The organism is Pseudomonas siliginis (genome assembly GCF_019145195.1).
Taxonomy (GTDB): Bacteria; Pseudomonadota; Gammaproteobacteria; order Pseudomonadales; family Pseudomonadaceae; genus Aquipseudomonas; species Aquipseudomonas siliginis.
This window is the reverse complement of record NZ_JAHSTW010000006.1, coordinates 191,915-207,366: the sequence shown is the minus strand read 5'-3', so window position 1 is coordinate 207,366 and position 15,452 is coordinate 191,915. Positions and strand designations below refer to the sequence as shown.

The window sequence follows — 15,452 nt, the reverse complement described above, 5'->3', positions numbered from 1 at the left end:
GACACATCACGCGTTTTCGCTGAGCGTACGACGCACCAAAACGGCAAGGAAGCCGCCCGCCCGCAGCACTCCCTCGGGAGTAGCGGGGCATTCAACGTAAAGGAAGACAGGCAATGTCACCCAAACCGCCAATCAGAGGCATCACTACCGTCTCGGTCCATAATCCGCGACCCGATTATTCGCTAACCCGGCCTGGTTTCCCCCTGTCCTTCGATGGCACGTCGGGGCTCAGGATTCCCACGCGCCCGACGACAACGATCGCAACAGCGATCGATCACGTGCTCAACCACATTATCCCCATGCCTGCGCGGGCGGCGGTCAGAACGGCGGCGGTAGCGCAATCTGTTGCATTTGTGCACGACCGCCCTTTGAAGGATTACTGGATCACTTCGCTGGTTGTGCTGCCGGCGGCCGATGCCGAAGGCATGTCGACGCTCAATGGACGCCAGTATGTCCAGGTACCGGAGGGTGGCACCGTACAGGTGAGTCTGGACTCGGCCAGCGGTTTCTACCGGGCAAAATTGCCCAGCGAATTGCACGCGTCGGGACCGCTATTGCGCTTCGATACCGACAGCCGTCTCTGGCAGCCCATCGACACCTCGGCGCCCTCCACCTACCCCTTGTCCACGACCCGGCTGGAGGCGTTTCGCACCGATCTGGATTTCAGCACGGTCGAGCCGGACGGCGATGGCCTGTTGCGCTTCAACGGCAAACTCTATGTGCAGATCGAGAGCTACGCCTATCAGGTTCTGCATGATCTCGACGCCTCGACACCGCACAGAGCGGTGATGCGCATCGTTCGTCCTGAAGATCCGATCGCTGCCGATGCGACAAACGTTTACGTCGCATCACGTCCCGGCAGGTCGGAAGCGATTACTTTCAATGCTCAATCCGGCTGGCGCGGAACCTCCTTGACAGGTGTAGCCGGAATGCCGAGAGGCGCAGCGGCGCGACCCTCAGACTTATGGCTGCACCTGGAGGTGACAGTCGCACTCGAGGGTATCAACAAGCGGATCAAGCAGGATCAGGATAAACGTGAACAGCTGATAAACGCTTGGCTGGAGGCGAGTAACGCGCAGGGAGAGCATGCGCAAACCGTTCGACGCGAAACAATTGCGCTGCTTGATCGCGAGGTTCACTGCCACAAAGAACTGAAACACCTTGGAAAGGCGCTGAAATACTACGAGGAGCAAAAATCCTCGATCAAGCGCTTCATGAAGCAGGACGCTTATCTGGAAAACATAATCAGGCTGCAAAAAAAACAGATGCTCGCCTATCAGCAACTGATCGAATGCGGCTTGACGCGCCACGCCCTGGAGGGTCCGATGATCGACCTCGACCCGGAGCGGCTTCCGCGAACAGTCAACGTTCTGGGCAGGATGCTGAGTCATCTGAAAGAGCGCCAGCAAATCGCCGACAATCTGGTGAACAAATGGCGGGTCTCTCCAGACGAGTTCAGCGCGGATGTTCTTTCACCAATGGACACCCATAACGTTGTTGCCTCCTGGGTCCTGACCAAAAGTCTGATGCTGGATAACCCACAATCGGCCGGCAACGCCCCTCTGGCATCGGAACTGGCCACCCGCTTTGGTCAGTTGACCTTTGTTTACGGAGCGCTTGGCGCAGTTCCCGAGGTTTCCCACCCTGCCGTATTGAATAACCTGTTCCAGGAATGCACAGCCATCCGCCACTGGTTCGAACGCCTTGATCTGGCACCGGGGGAGCAGCACGCCACTTCACGCAGGGAGATCACTGCGGAAATCGAAATATTCGAGCAGACGCTGGTAGGCCGCTTGAACCAGCTCCTCCATCAGGCTGACCGTCCGGTGCTGACGTTCGACCAGCAGAACATTGATTTCGAGTTCATTCCGGCCCAGGACAGAAGCGGTCTCCAACCGCCGCCCAAGCTCATCTTTCGGGCAAAGAAAAACGGCGTCTACAAGCTCAATGTCGGCGAGTCTCGACGCACCGCGCAAAACGAAGAGGTGATTGAGGTTCGCAACCTCCACAATCCCAGGCAGCCGTCACAGACCTATGACCGAGGACGCGGTGAATGGCGTTCGCCGCGGACAACGCCGCAGAGGAGCTTGCCGTCATTGGTTGCCGAAGCCACTCGGCACCTTGACCGTGTCGACGCGCATGTCCGCGCTGCCCTCCACGAAGAACGACAAAGAAACCATCCGGACAACATTGTCGAGATGCTCGAAAGCAGCGCCGGGGCAATGGATGACACCGTATTGCAGTTGCAGCGGGCGGAACTGGCCCATGATGAGAACGCCGCGCTGATTCGGCGCCTGCAGGACGCCAGTGAACGTCTGCGCAATGAGGGCGAAAACATCCGCCTGCGAATCTATAAGGACAAGCATGTTCTGAACGTCGACCGACTGCTGTACCTGATCGACAAGGGCCACGTGAATGCCCGGAAAATCGAGAGCCGATTGAAACGTGGCAAGGGTTCGGACCGGCAATATCTCGACATCTATCTAGTCACCGATGCACATACCCACGATCCCCTCTGGCACGCACATTTTCATTATGCGAGACAGGATTCCCCGGACTTGAATTTCAACGTGCGCGGCGCGCATCTGAAAACCCTTGAACAAAGCAGCAGGGGTATTCAATCGCAGCGCAGGGAAGAACTGGCGCAGCGGCCGCATCAACCTGTCTGGCGCGAATATCTCGATGGACGCACAGCGCAGAAAATCTTCGACCTGGCCGCCGCCTCCGCTCACCCGATGACACAGCCTCAGGCAATGACGCCGAACAGGCCGGCAGCTTCCGCTGAAGAAGCTACCGTGCAACGACTACAAGGAATGTAAGACATGCCAAGCAAACCGCCGTCGAAAGTGACGCTTCCCGGTCATTCACATATTCGACCGGACACATCCATGGATACGCCCCCGCCACGCCTCAACCTGACCCCGCGCCCCGGCCTGGATCCGACCACGTTGAACGGCCCGTCAATCCGCGCGAACAGGCTCACAGACGGTATCGATCCTGATGCGATCGTTCCTGCTCCCAATGTCACGGTGCAGGCGATTGCTTCAATGCATGACGCCTTCGCTCATGTGGGCCATCCGCCTGAGCATTACCGGCTCAGTGCAACGATCGGCTTGCCCGATGCCGACGCTGAAGGCCTGAGAACATTCAAGGGCCGCCATTACGTGGAAATGACCGATGGTGGCTTCGTGCAGGTGGGCAAGGATGCGCAGAGCGGCCTCTGGCGCGCCAGGCTGGCCAGTGAATCGACACCCTCCGGACCGCTGATGCTGCACGACCCCGAGAATGGGCGATGGCATGCGCTGGAGTTTTCGCAACCAAGCACCTTCGCTTTATCGGGGGCGCGTCTGCAGGCGTTTCGTACGCCGCTCGACTTCAGCACCAGCTCACCCGACAGCGACGGGCTGCACCGCCATGACGGCAAGCTCTATGCAGTGATCGATAATCACGGCTATCAGGTCCTGTACGATTCCGATGCATCGACGCCTCTGGCCGACGTGATGCGCATCGTTCGCCCGCAAGATCCTGTCGCCGCCGACGTCGACAACATCTACAGCGCTACGCGCCCTGGCAGATCAGAGCCTGTGGTGTTCGATGCCCGTCAGGGCTGGCAAGGCATCGTAGTCGGCGGAGCCGGCGGAATGCAGCGTGGCAGTCCCGACCAACCGGCTTCACCGGGGCTGCGGGAACGACTCAACACCGCGATCAACCGACTGCGCACGCCACAATCGCGACTGCGAAAACTTTATCCCTCTCTGGACAGCGAGCAGATCCGCACGCTGCTGAGCCCCCACAGCGACGATGTACAAGGCTTCTTGACCCGTGTCGAGACTGAATACAAGACCTTGAAGCTGGAACTCGCGACGTGGCTGAAGACCAGTACGCTGGCCGGCGGGGCGGCCCATCCCTCGGTGGAGCGCGCCGCGCAAGAGATCAAGCGTTGCTGGAAACGGCAGACGGGAACAACGCTGCAGCTGGATCTTGGCGGCGCTGGCATCGCTGCGCTCTCGGCAGATTTCAGCCATGTACGTACGCTGCACTTGCAGGCAGTGGCATGGTCGGCGGGGTGCGAAACTTTTCTCAAGCGGTTCACAGCCCTTGAGCGCTTGAAAATCAACGCTTCGGCGCTCGATACACCGCCGGCGAACCTCACGCAGATGCCCGGCCTCAAGGAATTGAACCTGCGAGCGAACCGCATTGAACTGAGCGAGCAAACCGCCGGCGAGCTGGCTTCGCTCAGCCAACTGGAAAACCTTGATCTGTCGGACAACCCGCTGGGCAAGACCCTGGACTTCAGCGGCATGCTCCAGCTCAAGACCGTGAATCTGCGCAACACCGGGCTGGATGAATGGCCAACGGGGCTGCGAGATCAGCTAGCGATAGAGTCAATCGATCTGCGCGACAACCGATTGCGCGAAATTCCGCAGGCGATCATCAATCCGGCGAGTGATCAGTTGCTCGCCATCGCCAATATCAACCGCGTCACCCTGATCGAAGGCAATCCCTTCGCCAGCGATTATTGGCGGCGGCTGGAAGTCTATTGGCAGCGGGTTACGGCCGAATACCCGGCACTGAATACCGGCGCACGCACGGATGCATTCCGGATTGATGGCGACATTCCAGAAGTCGCCATGCTGCTGCAGATGCATCCAGAGAGAACCCCGCAAACTACCCGGGAATACCTGATCGGTCTGGGGGATGGTGCGCAAGCCACGGTCAGCCAGCGTTTCGAGGAGTTCAAAGTGCTCGACGCACAGCTGCAGGCTTACGTCGCCGACAGCACGTCGGCAGCATCCAGCGCCGCCGGCCAGGAAAAGCTTCGGGCAGAAAACATTGCCCGGACTATCAAGGACTGCTGGCTCCAGGAATCGACGTCGCTCATGCTGCCAGCAGTGAACGGACCGCTACCGTCACTGACTGCCGACTTCAGTCGGTTGAAAATGCTCATCCTCAATAACGTCGTCTGGTCCGACACTGCCGACACGTTCCTGTCGCGGTTGCCTGATCTGGACATTCTGACGATCACCCGCTCCGGCCTGAAAAAATTGCCCGCAGCCATCAGCGGGATGAGCCGGCTCGCCCACCTCAATCTGACTGAAAACCAGATAAAACTCGATGAGCACAGCGCTGGTGCATTGAGTGCATTGCATCAGCTGGTTACCGTCAAACTGTCTGACAACCCACTGCAGATACCGCCCGATTTCAGCGCAATGTCCGGGCTGCAGACACTGGAGCTGAGGAACACCGGAATCAGCGAATGGCCCCTCGGGCTGGCTGACAAGACCAACTTGACCGGCGTCGACCTCAGCAACAATAAACTGCGCAACGTCCCCGACGCGCATATCAACCCGCCTGCCGATCAATTGGCCGTGGTCGCGCGGATCAACAACCGCACGCTGATTGAGGGCAACGACTTCCCTTCGCCTTACTGGAGAAAGTTCGATGGCTACTGGCGAAGACTCAATGAACTGCATCCCGAGTTGATGACTCCAGCCCACCCCGCCGTATTCGATACTGAGAACTCGCGAGCGCAACGCTACCGAAGACTGTTTCCCGGCAAAAGCATCAAGGCCTGCCGGGATTTTATCTGGAGCCATGACAAGGGCACTGTCGCGACCAGGCTGTTGGTGCTCGAGCAGGATTTCGCCGTGCTGAAAAACCAGTTGGATGACTGGGTATTTTCCGGAGGCAGCAATCGCCTGCGCTATATCCGCGTCAATCAATTGCACGCCAACACTCAAACCCGCAATGAGCGCATCGAGGCACGGGACCGGATCATCAGTTGCTGGCGACGTGAAACGCCCGAGCAACACGCCTTCGACGGCACGCCGATAGGTCTTGAACTGGATTTGAGCGGTTTGACACTGCCAACCCTGCCGGATCTGAGCAGCGACTTCAGCCATGTCGGCTCACTCAGACTCAACAACATGAATCTCACCGAATCCCCGGAAGGTTTCCTGACCCGCTTCCGGCATTTGCGCTGGCTGAACATGGCGAACAATCGACTCAGGGATCTCCCTCCGGCGATCGGCGAGATGCACGGGATGACGCGGTTGTTCCTGCAGGGTAATCAACTGGAACTCACCGCCGAGACCGCGCAGATACTGGCCGGGAGAACCACTCTGAGGGCCTTGTGGATTCACGACAACCCGCACTTGAGCGTGAGTCCGGATTTCAGTGCGATCACTGACATGCGCGAGGTCGACATGTCCAATACCGGCATCGAAAGCTGGCCAACCGGACTGTTCGATCAGCCTCTGCTGGGCAAGATCCATCTGAACAACAACCGGATCACCAGCCTGCCCGACTTCGTCGTCGCACCGGCAGCGGATCGCCTGACGCATTCGATCCAGGTCAACAGTGGCACTCAGATAAGCGGTAATCCCCTGAGCGCATACACACGAGAACGCCTGGCCGTCTATGGTGAATGGCTGAACCGCTCCTCCGCATCGCTCTACAATCCATTGAACCTGCTGACGACTTCTGTTTCGGCAGCCCGCCCGCAAGCAGTGGTAACGAACTCTGTTTCGGTCTATCCGCAGTTGACCGTCGGCATGACGGCAAACGAGGCGATGATCCGCGCCGAGCAATTGAACAGGCTTAAAGCACAGGAGGGCTCAGATGGCTTTTTCAACATCATTTCCAAGCTCGCCCACCATGCCGATTTCCGCCGACAGATCTGGGACGTGGTCGATGCGATCAGCGAGAACAGCGTGCAGACACGCGCTCTGCGCAGAGACGTTTTTGATCGCGCCTGCGAGGCTGGCTGCACTGACCTTGCCGCAGCCACGTTTACAGACATGCAAGTACTGACCATGACGCACAAGGCGCGCATGCAGGCGAGGCAAGACGGCGATGGTGCTCGATTGGTGGACCTGTCCAGAAGCCTGTTCAGACTCAGACAGGTCGATGATCTGGCCGCAGCCGAAATCGCTGCGAGCAGGGCAATCGTCGACGATCCGCAAACTTCAGCGAGCGAGCGCAATATCCATCAGCTGCGCTTGCGCGACCCGCACGAGATGACGATGGCCTACCGCTTTGGGCTCAAGGATCGGCTGCAGTTACCGTTTCAGCCGCAGACACTGTCCTTTATCGGCATGGCCAGAGTTACATCGCCGATGCTGGAAGTGGCCTACCGAAAGGTCATCGCCTTGAACGACTCCCCTGAAGAGTTTCAGGCTCTGGTATCGATGGACTTCTGGCAGGACTTCATCACGCACAAATACTCGTCCCGGTTCGACGTCGCACGTCAGCCCTATCAACAGCAACAGGCCGCACTGGACGCGCAGTCTGCGACAAAAGCCCTGACCCAAATCGAATATGAGGCGCAAACCAATGACGTCACAGCACAGCTGGCCATCAGCGAAGCGACGCTGATCCAGGCACTGACCCGCGAGGAAATTCGCCCCGGTGACGGAGTCGAAACAACCGCAAGCAGCGAGACGGCAGTTTTGGCCGATTGAAGCCGACCACGACAGCAGGCCGGATGATCCGGTCTGCTGTTACTCGTCGTCGTCGAAGTTGTAACTGCCCGGCGCGAGGTTTTCGAAGCGCGTGTACTTGCCGATGAACGCCAGCCGAATAAACCCGATCGGGCCGTTACGCTGCTTGCCGATGATGATTTCGGCGATGCCCTTGTGCTCGGTTTCCGGGTGATACACCTCGTCGCGATAAACGAACATGATCACGTCGGCGTCCTGCTCGATCGCTCCGGATTCGCGCAAGTCGGAGTTGACCGGGCGTTTGTTCGGGCGTTGTTCAAGGGAACGGTTGAGCTGCGACAGGGCGACTACCGGGCAGTTGAATTCCTTGGCCAGCGCTTTCAGCGATCGCGAGATCTCGGAAATCTCGTTGGTGCGGTTGTCACCGCTGGAACCGGGGATCTGCATCAGTTGCAGGTAGTCGATCATGATCAAGCCTACATCGCCGTGCTCACGCACCAGACGCCGGGTCCGCGCGCGCATTTCCGAAGGGCTGATACCGGCGGTGTCATCGATGAACAGTTTGCGATCATTGAGCAGGTTGACCGCTGACGTCAGGCGCGGCCAGTCGTCATCTTCGAGCTGGCCGGAACGCACCTTGGTCTGGTCGATTCGGCCGAGCGAAGAAAGCATACGCATGATCAGCGATTCGCCTGGCATCTCAAGCGAGTAAACCAGAACAGCCTTCTCGCTGCGCAACACGGCGTTTTCCACCAGGTTCATCGCGAAGGTGGTTTTACCCATCGACGGACGGCCGGCGACGATAATCAGGTCGGACGGCTGCAAGCCGCTGGTCTTCTCGTCGAGGTCGGTGTAACCCGTAGACAGGCCGGTGATGGCGTCGGCGGTGTTGAACAAGGTATCGATCCGGTCGATGGCCTTGGTCAGCAGCTCGTTGACGCCGACCGGGCCGCCGGTCTTCGGCCGCGCTTCGGCGATCTGGAAGATCTGCCGTTCAGCTTCATCGAGGATCTCTTCGGCGGTGCGGCCTTCGGGGTTGAAGGCGCTGTCGGCGATCTCGGTGCTGATGCCGATCAGTTGGCGCAACGTCGCACGCTGGCGGACGATCTGCGCATAGGCCTTGATGTTGGCGACGGACGGGGTGTTTTTCGCCAGTTCGCCAAGATAGCCGAGGCCGCCGACTTGCGACGTCTGACCTTCCTTGTCCAGCTGTTCGGCAAGGGTCACGACGTCGATCGGCGAGTTCTGATCGGCCAGTTTGGCGATCGCTCGGAAGATCAGACGGTGGTCATGTCGATAGAAATCGCCATCGGAGACTTGATCGAGCACGCGTTCCCAGGCGTTGTTGTCCAGCATCAGACCACCGAGTACAGCCTGTTCAGCCTCGATGGAATGCGGCGGCACCTTCAGGGCAGCGGTTTGCAGATCGTATTGCTCGGGAGCGGAGATATCGTTCATGGCCACTTGAGTATTAGTGAAAAGCAGGGAATTCAGAAAGACAAAGGGCACGACCTGTAAACAGGATCGTGCCCGATGTTAACCGTCTGACGGACAAGCCGCCAGCCGATCCGTGTTGCTTAAGCTGCTACCACGACAACGCGTACGGTGGCTTCAACTTCGGCGTGCAGGTGCACGGCCACGTCGAATTCACCCACGTTGCGGATGGTGCCGTTCGGCAGACGAACTTCGCTCTTCTGCACTTCAACGCCGGAGGCGGTCAGTGCGTCAGCGATGTCGTGAGTACCGATCGAACCGAACAGCTTGCCTTCGTCGCCAGCGGTGGCAGTGATGGTCACTTCCAGCTCGGCCAGTTGGGCAGCACGGCTTTCAGCCGATGCCTTACGGTCTGCGGCGGCTTTTTCCAGCTCGGCGCGACGCTCTTCGAACGCAGCCAGGTTGGCAGCGGTCGCAGCGGTAGCCTTGCCGAAAGGCAGCAGGTAGTTACGGCCGTAACCGGCCTTAACGTTTACTTTGTCGCCCAGGTTGCCCAGGTTGGCGATTTTTTCCAGAAGGATCAGTTGCATGTGAAAATCCTCTAACTTTTAACCTTCACCGTTCGCGCTGTCGGTGTCTTTCGACACGTGACGACCGCGAAAATCAATCAGGCTGTCGACAATGGCCAGAACCACGAGCAACGGATAGATCAGCTGCATGAACAACAGCAGCGTGACGTACAACCCCACCAGCCAGAAACCGGCCAGTCGCTTCTGCCCGACCAGCCCGTGAATCAGGGCCAGCCCGGCGAACACCAGCGGTACACTGCACAACGGCGTCAACATGGCCATCTGTGCACCGAGATTCGGGCCCAGAAGCATCAACGCCAGCAGTAACATCGCCGGCCCCAGCGGGATGCGGATGGCGCGAAACTCGCGACCGAAACCACCCGGGTTGTACAACAACGCCTGCCAATGCCGCCCGACAATCAGGCTCAGCACGCTGACGATCTGCAACAAGGCCGCAATCAGTCCGGTCAGGACCGGTGCAATCAGGGACGCGAAACGCGCTTGCTCATCGACCGACAATTGCTTGTAGGTCTCACCGAGAAGTGCCGGCATGACCTTTATAAGGGCCTGTGCAAGCATCTCGATCTGGGCCGCAAACGCGACCCCGAGCACCACTGAAAACACCACTCCGATCACTACGCTGACCAGCAGCGTGCGGACCCAGGATTCGCTTGCGCGCAAAACCAACGCGAGCCCCGAAGACCCCAGCAGCACCAGAAGTGCCCGTGGGTCGTCGGCATACAGCCACCAGATCAAGGCCGGCAGCAGTCCCAGCGACAGAACGCCAAGGGCGTCCGTCAATCCGCGCCGCAGCAGCACAAGGCTCCCGGCGGCAGCACCCAACCAATACAACAACGGCAATGTTGCACATCCGGCCACCACGAGAGTGGCCTGCATTCGGCCTCGCATGATGAACTCAGCTAAGGCGCGCATGCATTCAATCCTTTGCTACTTGTCGACTGCCCGGTCTCAGCGGCCGTGGCTGTCGGTGTAGGCCAGCAGGGCCAGGAAGCGGGCGCGCTTGATAGCGGTGGCCAGCTGACGCTGATAACGAGCTTTGGTACCGGTGATGCGGCTTGGAACGATTTTGCCGGTCTCGGATACGTAGGCTTTCAGAGTGTTGAGATCTTTGTAATCGATCTCTTTCACGTCTTCAGCGGTGAAGCGGCAGAATTTACGACGACGGAAGAAACGTGCCATTTGATAGGCTCCTTAATAAGGTCCGTGGATTACTCGTCAGCGTTATCGCTGTTGTCGCTGTCATCACTGTCGGTGCCTTCGGCGCCTTCGTGCTCAGGACGGTCGCGACGCTCACGGCGCTCACTGCGGTTTTCTTCAGCCTTGAGCATCTCGGACTGGCCGGTAACGGCTTCGTCGCGACGGATGACCAGGTTACGGATCACTGCATCGTTGTAGCGGAAGTTGTCTTCCAGCTCGGCCAGGGCCTTGCCAGTGCACTCAACGTTCAGCATCACGTAGTGAGCCTTGTGAACATTGTTGATTGCGTAGGCCAGTTGACGACGGCCCCAGTCTTCCAGACGGTGGATTTTGCCGCCGTCTTCTTCGATCAGCTTGGTGTAACGCTCAACCATGCCGCCGACTTGCTCGCTCTGATCCGGGTGGACCAGAAAGATGATTTCGTAATGACGCATGAATGCTCCTTACGGGTTGTAGCCTGCCGCTCAAAAACGGTCAGACAAGGAGTGAATGACACTTATGGACTTGCTGGCGCGGGGCACATGCGTGCCTGCCGTCACAGCAAGGGGCGCAATTGTAGAGAAGGGACTGCGGGCGCGCAAGGCAATTGGTGAATATTTGAACAATCACCGATCTTCAAGACACCGTAAACGAATGTGGGAGCGAGCCTGCTCGCGAATGCGGCCTGCCAGCCAACAATGACGTCGACTGACACTCCCTCTTCGCGAGCAGGCTCGCTCCCACAGTTGATTGCGTGAAGCTTATTTCTTCGCGGCAGCCTTGGCTTTTGCACCGCGCTGGCGCTGGGCTTCGAACAGACACACGCCAGTGGCAACCGATACGTTGAGGCTGCTGACGCTGCCGGCCATCGGCAGGTTCACCAGATAGTCGCAATGCTCGCGGGTCAGGCGGCGCATGCCTTTGCCTTCGGCGCCCATGATCAGGATGGTCGGGCCGGTCAGGTCCTGGTCATAGATGCTGACCTCGGCTTCACCAGCGGTGCCGACTACCCACAAACCGCGCTGCTGGAGTTTTTCCAACGTGCGCGCCAGGTTGGTCACGGCCACAAGCGGAATCACTTCCGCCGCGCCGCAGGCGACTTTACGCACCACCGGGGTCAGCGTGGCCGACTTGTCTTTCGGCACGATCACCGCCAGCGCACCGGCCGCATCGGCCGAACGCAGGCAGGCGCCGAGGTTGTGCGGATCGGTCACGCCGTCGAGCACCAGCAACAGCGGCGCGCCTTCGGTGCGATCGAGCAACTCGTCGAGCATTGCCTCGCCCCAGACCTGACTCGGGCTGACTTCAGCGACAACGCCCTGATGCACGCCTTCAACCCAGGCGTCCATTTCGCGACGCTCGGCCTGGCCGACCTGAACACGGTTTTCGTTGGCCAGCTCGACCAGCGTCTGCACGCGCGGATCGTTGCGGCTTTCCGCCAGCCAGATCTGTTTGACGCGCTTGGGGTGGTGACGCAGCAACGCTTCTACCGCGTGAACGCCGTAGATCTTTTCCAACTGACTCATGACTTCGCCTTCGGTTTACGCGCCCCGCCACTTTTGGCTGGAGCGGAACCCGCTTTTGGCGGGCCCTTACGGTGTTTGCTCGGCTTGGCTGGCTTGCCGTCGGTCGCCCTGTCAGGCGCCGACCGTCCGGTCTTTCCCCCGGACGCCGCTTTACCACCGTTTTTCGCATCGGCCAGCAAGGCCTTCTTCAATTCACGGCTTTTGCGCAGCTCGGCGTTTTTCGCCACGGCATCGCTCGGGCGATAGGCTTCGGCGACCTTTTCCTTGGCCGGACGACGGCTGGCGGTTTTCGCTGGAGCCTTTTCTTCCGCAGCTTTGGCAGCAGGCGCAGCGGGTTCGGCGCCACGTTTCTTGCGACCGATCGGCGCGCTGATGGTTTTCTCGGCCATCTCGAAGTCGATCTTGCGCTCATCGAGGTCGACGCGCATGACCCGCACTTCAACGGTGTCGCCAAGACGGAAACTGCGACCGGTGCGCTCGCCCGCCAAGCGGTGATGCACAGGATCGAAGTGATAGTAATCGCCCGGCAGCGCGGTGACATGCACCAGGCCTTCGACGTAGATATCGGTCAGTTCGACGAACAGACCAAAGCCGGTAACGGCGGTAATCACGCCCGGGAACGATTCGCCGACGCGATCCTTCATGAACTCGCACTTGAGCCAGTTCACCACGTCACGGGTCGCTTCGTCGGCACGACGCTCGCTCATCGAGCACTGCTCGCCAAGCTGCTCCAGCGCCGCCTCGTCGTACGGATAGATGCGCGCTTTCGGAATGGTCATCGCACCGGCACGACGAACGTGCGGGGTGTCCTGTTTCGAATGGATCACGCTGCGGATCGCGCGGTGCGTGAGCAGGTCCGGATAACGACGGATCGGCGAAGTGAAGTGGGTATAGGCTTCGTAATTCAGGCCGAAGTGGCCATCGTTTTCAGCGCTGTACACCGCCTGACTCAACGAACGTAGCATCACAGTCTGGATCAGGTGGAAATCCGGACGATCCTTGATGCTCGCGAGCAAAGCCTGATAATCCTTCGGCGACGGACCGTCCTTGCCTTTGTGCAGGGACAGGCCGAGCTCACCGAGGAACGCGCGCAGTTTTTCCAGACGCTCTGGCGGCGGACCAGCGTGAACGCGATACAGCGCAGGGATTTCGTGCTTCTTGAGGAATTCGGCAGTGGCCACGTTGGCCGCCAGCATGCACTCTTCGATCAGCTTGTGCGCATCGTTGCGCACCGTCGGACGGATTTCGGCGATCTTGCGCTCGGAGCCGAAGATGATCCGGGTTTCCTGGGTTTCGAAATCGATCGCGCCACGCACGTGACGGGCGGCCAGCAATACCTTGTACAACGCGTAGAGCTGCTTGAGGTGCGGCACGACGTCGGTGTACTCGCCGCGCAATTTGCGCGCTTCGGTAGCCTTCGGCGTTTCCAGCATCGCGCTGACCTTGTTATAGGTCAGACGAGCGTGGGAATGGATCACCGCCTCATAGAAGCAGTAGTCGGTCATTTCGCCGGACTTGGAGATGGTCATCTCGCAAACCATGGCCAGACGATCGACTTGCGGGTTCAGCGAGCACAGGCCGTTGGACAGTTGCTCCGGCAGCATCGGAATCACGCGCTCGGGGAAGTACACCGAGTTGCCGCGAACCTGAGCTTCGTTGTCCAGCGCCGAGCCGATCTTCACGTAACTGGAAACGTCGGCAATCGCCACATACAACTTCCAGCCACCGGAGAACAGACGCAGCTTGCCCGGTTTGGCTTCGCAGTAGACCGCATCGTCGAAGTCGCGGGCGTCTTCGCCGTCGATGGTGACGAACGGCAGATGACGCAGGTCGATGCGCTTTTCTTTGTCTTTTTCTTCAACTTCCGGCTTGAGCTTGGCGGCTTCTTTCACAACCGCCTCAGGCCAGACGTGCGGAATATCGTACGTGCGCAGGGCAACGTCGATTTCCATGCCCGGCGCCATATAGTTGCCGACCACTTCGACCACATCGCCTTGCGGCTGGAAGCGCGGCGTTGGCCAGTGGGTGATTTTCACCTCGACGAACTGACCGATCTGCGCATTGGCGTTGCGGCCCGGGGTGACCAGCACTTCCTGCTGGATCTTCGGATTGTCGGCAACGACGAAACCGATGCCGCCTTCTTCGAAGTAGCGGCCGACGATGGTTTCGTGAGCGCGGGAAACCACTTCGACGATCACGCCTTCACGGCGACCACGACGGTCGAGCCCGGAAACCCGGGCCAGCGCACGGTCACCGTCGAACACCAGACGCATTTGCGCCGGGCTCATGAACAGGTCGTCGCTGCCGTCGTCCGGCACCAGGAAGCCGAAACCGTCACGGTGACCGCTGATGCGGCCGAGGATCAGGTCGAGCTTGTCTACCGGCGCGTAAGTGCCACGGCGGGTGTAGATCAGTTGAGCGTCGCGCTCCATGGCGCGCAAGCGGCGGCGCAGGGCCTCGATCTGGTCTTCTGTGGTCAGACCAAACTCTTCGACCAGTTGCTCGCGGGCAGCAGGCGAACCCCGATCGGCGAGGTGCGCCAGGATCAGTTCGCGGCTGGGAATAGGGTTTTCGTATTTTTCCGCTTCACGAGCGGCCTCGGGATCGAGGGACTGCCAATCGGCCATTAGAGAGTTTTCACCTTGTCTATATGCGGGTTAGTTTGGCATAGGCGCCGGGAAACGGGAAATTTCCGACTCTATAAGGGCCTGACAAGGCCCTGTATCGACGCTCCGATACCGTTTTGAACGCCACTGGTAAAAAAATTCAGTTTTTTCTGCGGCAGGGGTTTACAGTTAAAAAGACGCTCCGTATAGTGCGCGCCATCGACGACGCACAAGCGCTTTCGATGATGCCCAGGTGGTGAAATTGGTAGACACGCCAGCTTCAGGTGCTGGTGACCTTACGGTCGTGGAAGTTCGAGTCTTCTCCTGGGCACCAATTTCGAGTTTGAGACTAGATCAGTTTCAAGACTCACACAAAACCCGCGAAAGCGGGTTTTTTGCGTTTGCAGGAAAGCTTTTGCTCACACTGATTTATTAAAACCAAATCAGGGGTTTACAGATCAAAAAGGCCTCCGTATAGTGCGCCACATCAACAGCGGCAACGCTTGCGATGATTGCCCAGATGGTGAAATTGGTAGACACGCCAGCTTCAGGTGCTGGTGACCTTACGGTCGTGGAAGTTCGAGTCTTCTTCTGGGCACCAATTCAAATTCAAGGTTCAGGCCTTGGATTTCCCAAAAACCCGCGAAAGCGGGTTTTTGCGTTTCTGGCTTCCTGAAT

9 protein-coding genes and 2 tRNA genes are annotated in these 15,452 nt (G+C 59.0%); 4 read left to right on the top strand and 7 right to left on the bottom strand.

What is annotated here, in order from left to right; translation table 11 throughout:
* Positions 1–113 precede the first annotated feature (113 nt).
* Entirely contained in the window at positions 114–2,819 is a 2,706-nt protein-coding gene (locus KVG87_RS13975; protein ID WP_217851195.1) for a hypothetical protein, read from the top strand.
* A gap of 3 nt (positions 2,820–2,822) precedes the next feature.
* The gene (locus KVG87_RS13970) at positions 2,823–7,463 is read left to right on the top strand and encodes an NEL-type E3 ubiquitin ligase domain-containing protein (RefSeq protein ID WP_225930880.1); all 4,641 of its coding nucleotides are present in this window, start codon (positions 2,823–2,825) and stop codon (positions 7,461–7,463) included.
* 39 nt (positions 7,464–7,502) lie between these two features.
* Here the strand turns inward: KVG87_RS13970 and dnaB are convergent, their stop codons facing one another.
* The 7 genes from dnaB to rnr form a co-directional block, all read right to left on the bottom strand.
* On the bottom strand, positions 7,503–8,900 hold the full coding sequence (dnaB, locus tag KVG87_RS13965) for a replicative DNA helicase (RefSeq protein ID WP_016771936.1): 1,398 nt from the start codon (positions 8,898–8,900) through the stop codon (positions 7,503–7,505).
* Positions 8,901–9,019: 119 nt separating this feature from the next.
* Complete coding sequence (gene rplI / locus KVG87_RS13960; RefSeq protein ID WP_003221136.1) at positions 9,020–9,466, bottom strand: 50S ribosomal protein L9; 447 nt, start codon at positions 9,464–9,466, stop codon at positions 9,020–9,022.
* Positions 9,467–9,484: 18 nt separating this feature from the next.
* On the bottom strand, positions 9,485–10,378 hold the full coding sequence (locus KVG87_RS13955) for a hypothetical protein (RefSeq protein ID WP_016771937.1): 894 nt from the start codon (positions 10,376–10,378) through the stop codon (positions 9,485–9,487).
* Positions 10,379–10,414: 36 nt separating this feature from the next.
* The gene (rpsR, locus tag KVG87_RS13950; RefSeq protein ID WP_002551829.1) at positions 10,415–10,645 is read right to left on the bottom strand and encodes a 30S ribosomal protein S18; all 231 of its coding nucleotides are present in this window, start codon (positions 10,643–10,645) and stop codon (positions 10,415–10,417) included.
* A 29-nt stretch (positions 10,646–10,674) separates the two neighbouring features.
* On the bottom strand, positions 10,675–11,097 hold the full coding sequence (gene rpsF / locus KVG87_RS13945; RefSeq protein ID WP_016771938.1) for a 30S ribosomal protein S6: 423 nt from the start codon (positions 11,095–11,097) through the stop codon (positions 10,675–10,677).
* Between the two features lie 306 nt (positions 11,098–11,403).
* Positions 11,404–12,168: a 23S rRNA (guanosine(2251)-2'-O)-methyltransferase RlmB gene (rlmB, locus tag KVG87_RS13940; protein ID WP_024011372.1), complete on the bottom strand. Its 765-nt coding sequence runs from the start codon at positions 12,166–12,168 to the stop codon at positions 11,404–11,406.
* Positions 12,165–14,795 carry a ribonuclease R gene (gene rnr, locus KVG87_RS13935; protein WP_217851193.1) on the bottom strand — a complete coding sequence of 877 codons (2,631 nt, stop codon included), beginning with the start codon at positions 14,793–14,795 and terminating at the stop codon, positions 12,165–12,167. Before rnr ends, rlmB begins: the two co-directional genes overlap by 4 nt.
* 226 nt (positions 14,796–15,021) lie before the next feature.
* On the opposite strand from rnr, the gene KVG87_RS13930 reads away from it, so the two are divergent.
* Positions 15,022–15,108: transfer RNA gene (locus KVG87_RS13930), tRNA-Leu, on the top strand.
* Positions 15,109–15,288: 180 nt separating this feature from the next.
* A tRNA-Leu gene (locus KVG87_RS13925) sits at positions 15,289–15,375 on the top strand.
* The last annotated feature ends 77 nt before the right edge of the window (positions 15,376–15,452 follow it).

Excerpts from the sequence above, each read along its gene's own strand:
- KVG87_RS13975 (WP_217851195.1), top strand. The coding sequence starts at position 114 with ATGTCACCCAAACCGCCAATCAGAGGCATCACTACCGTCTCGGTCCAT.
- KVG87_RS13970 (WP_225930880.1), top strand. The coding sequence starts at position 2,823 with ATGCCAAGCAAACCGCCGTCGAAAGTGACGCTTCCCGGTCATTCACAT.
- dnaB (WP_016771936.1), bottom strand. The coding sequence starts at position 8,900 with ATGAACGATATCTCCGCTCCCGAGCAATACGATCTGCAAACCGCTGCC.
- rplI (WP_003221136.1), bottom strand. The coding sequence starts at position 9,466 with ATGCAACTGATCCTTCTGGAAAAAATCGCCAACCTGGGCAACCTGGGC.
- KVG87_RS13955 (WP_016771937.1), bottom strand. The coding sequence starts at position 10,378 with ATGCGCGCCTTAGCTGAGTTCATCATGCGAGGCCGAATGCAGGCCACT.
- rpsR (WP_002551829.1), bottom strand. The coding sequence starts at position 10,645 with ATGGCACGTTTCTTCCGTCGTCGTAAATTCTGCCGCTTCACCGCTGAA.
- rpsF (WP_016771938.1), bottom strand. The coding sequence starts at position 11,097 with ATGCGTCATTACGAAATCATCTTTCTGGTCCACCCGGATCAGAGCGAG.
- rlmB (WP_024011372.1), bottom strand. The coding sequence starts at position 12,168 with ATGAGTCAGTTGGAAAAGATCTACGGCGTTCACGCGGTAGAAGCGTTG.
- rnr (WP_217851193.1), bottom strand. The coding sequence starts at position 14,795 with ATGGCCGATTGGCAGTCCCTCGATCCCGAGGCCGCTCGTGAAGCGGAA.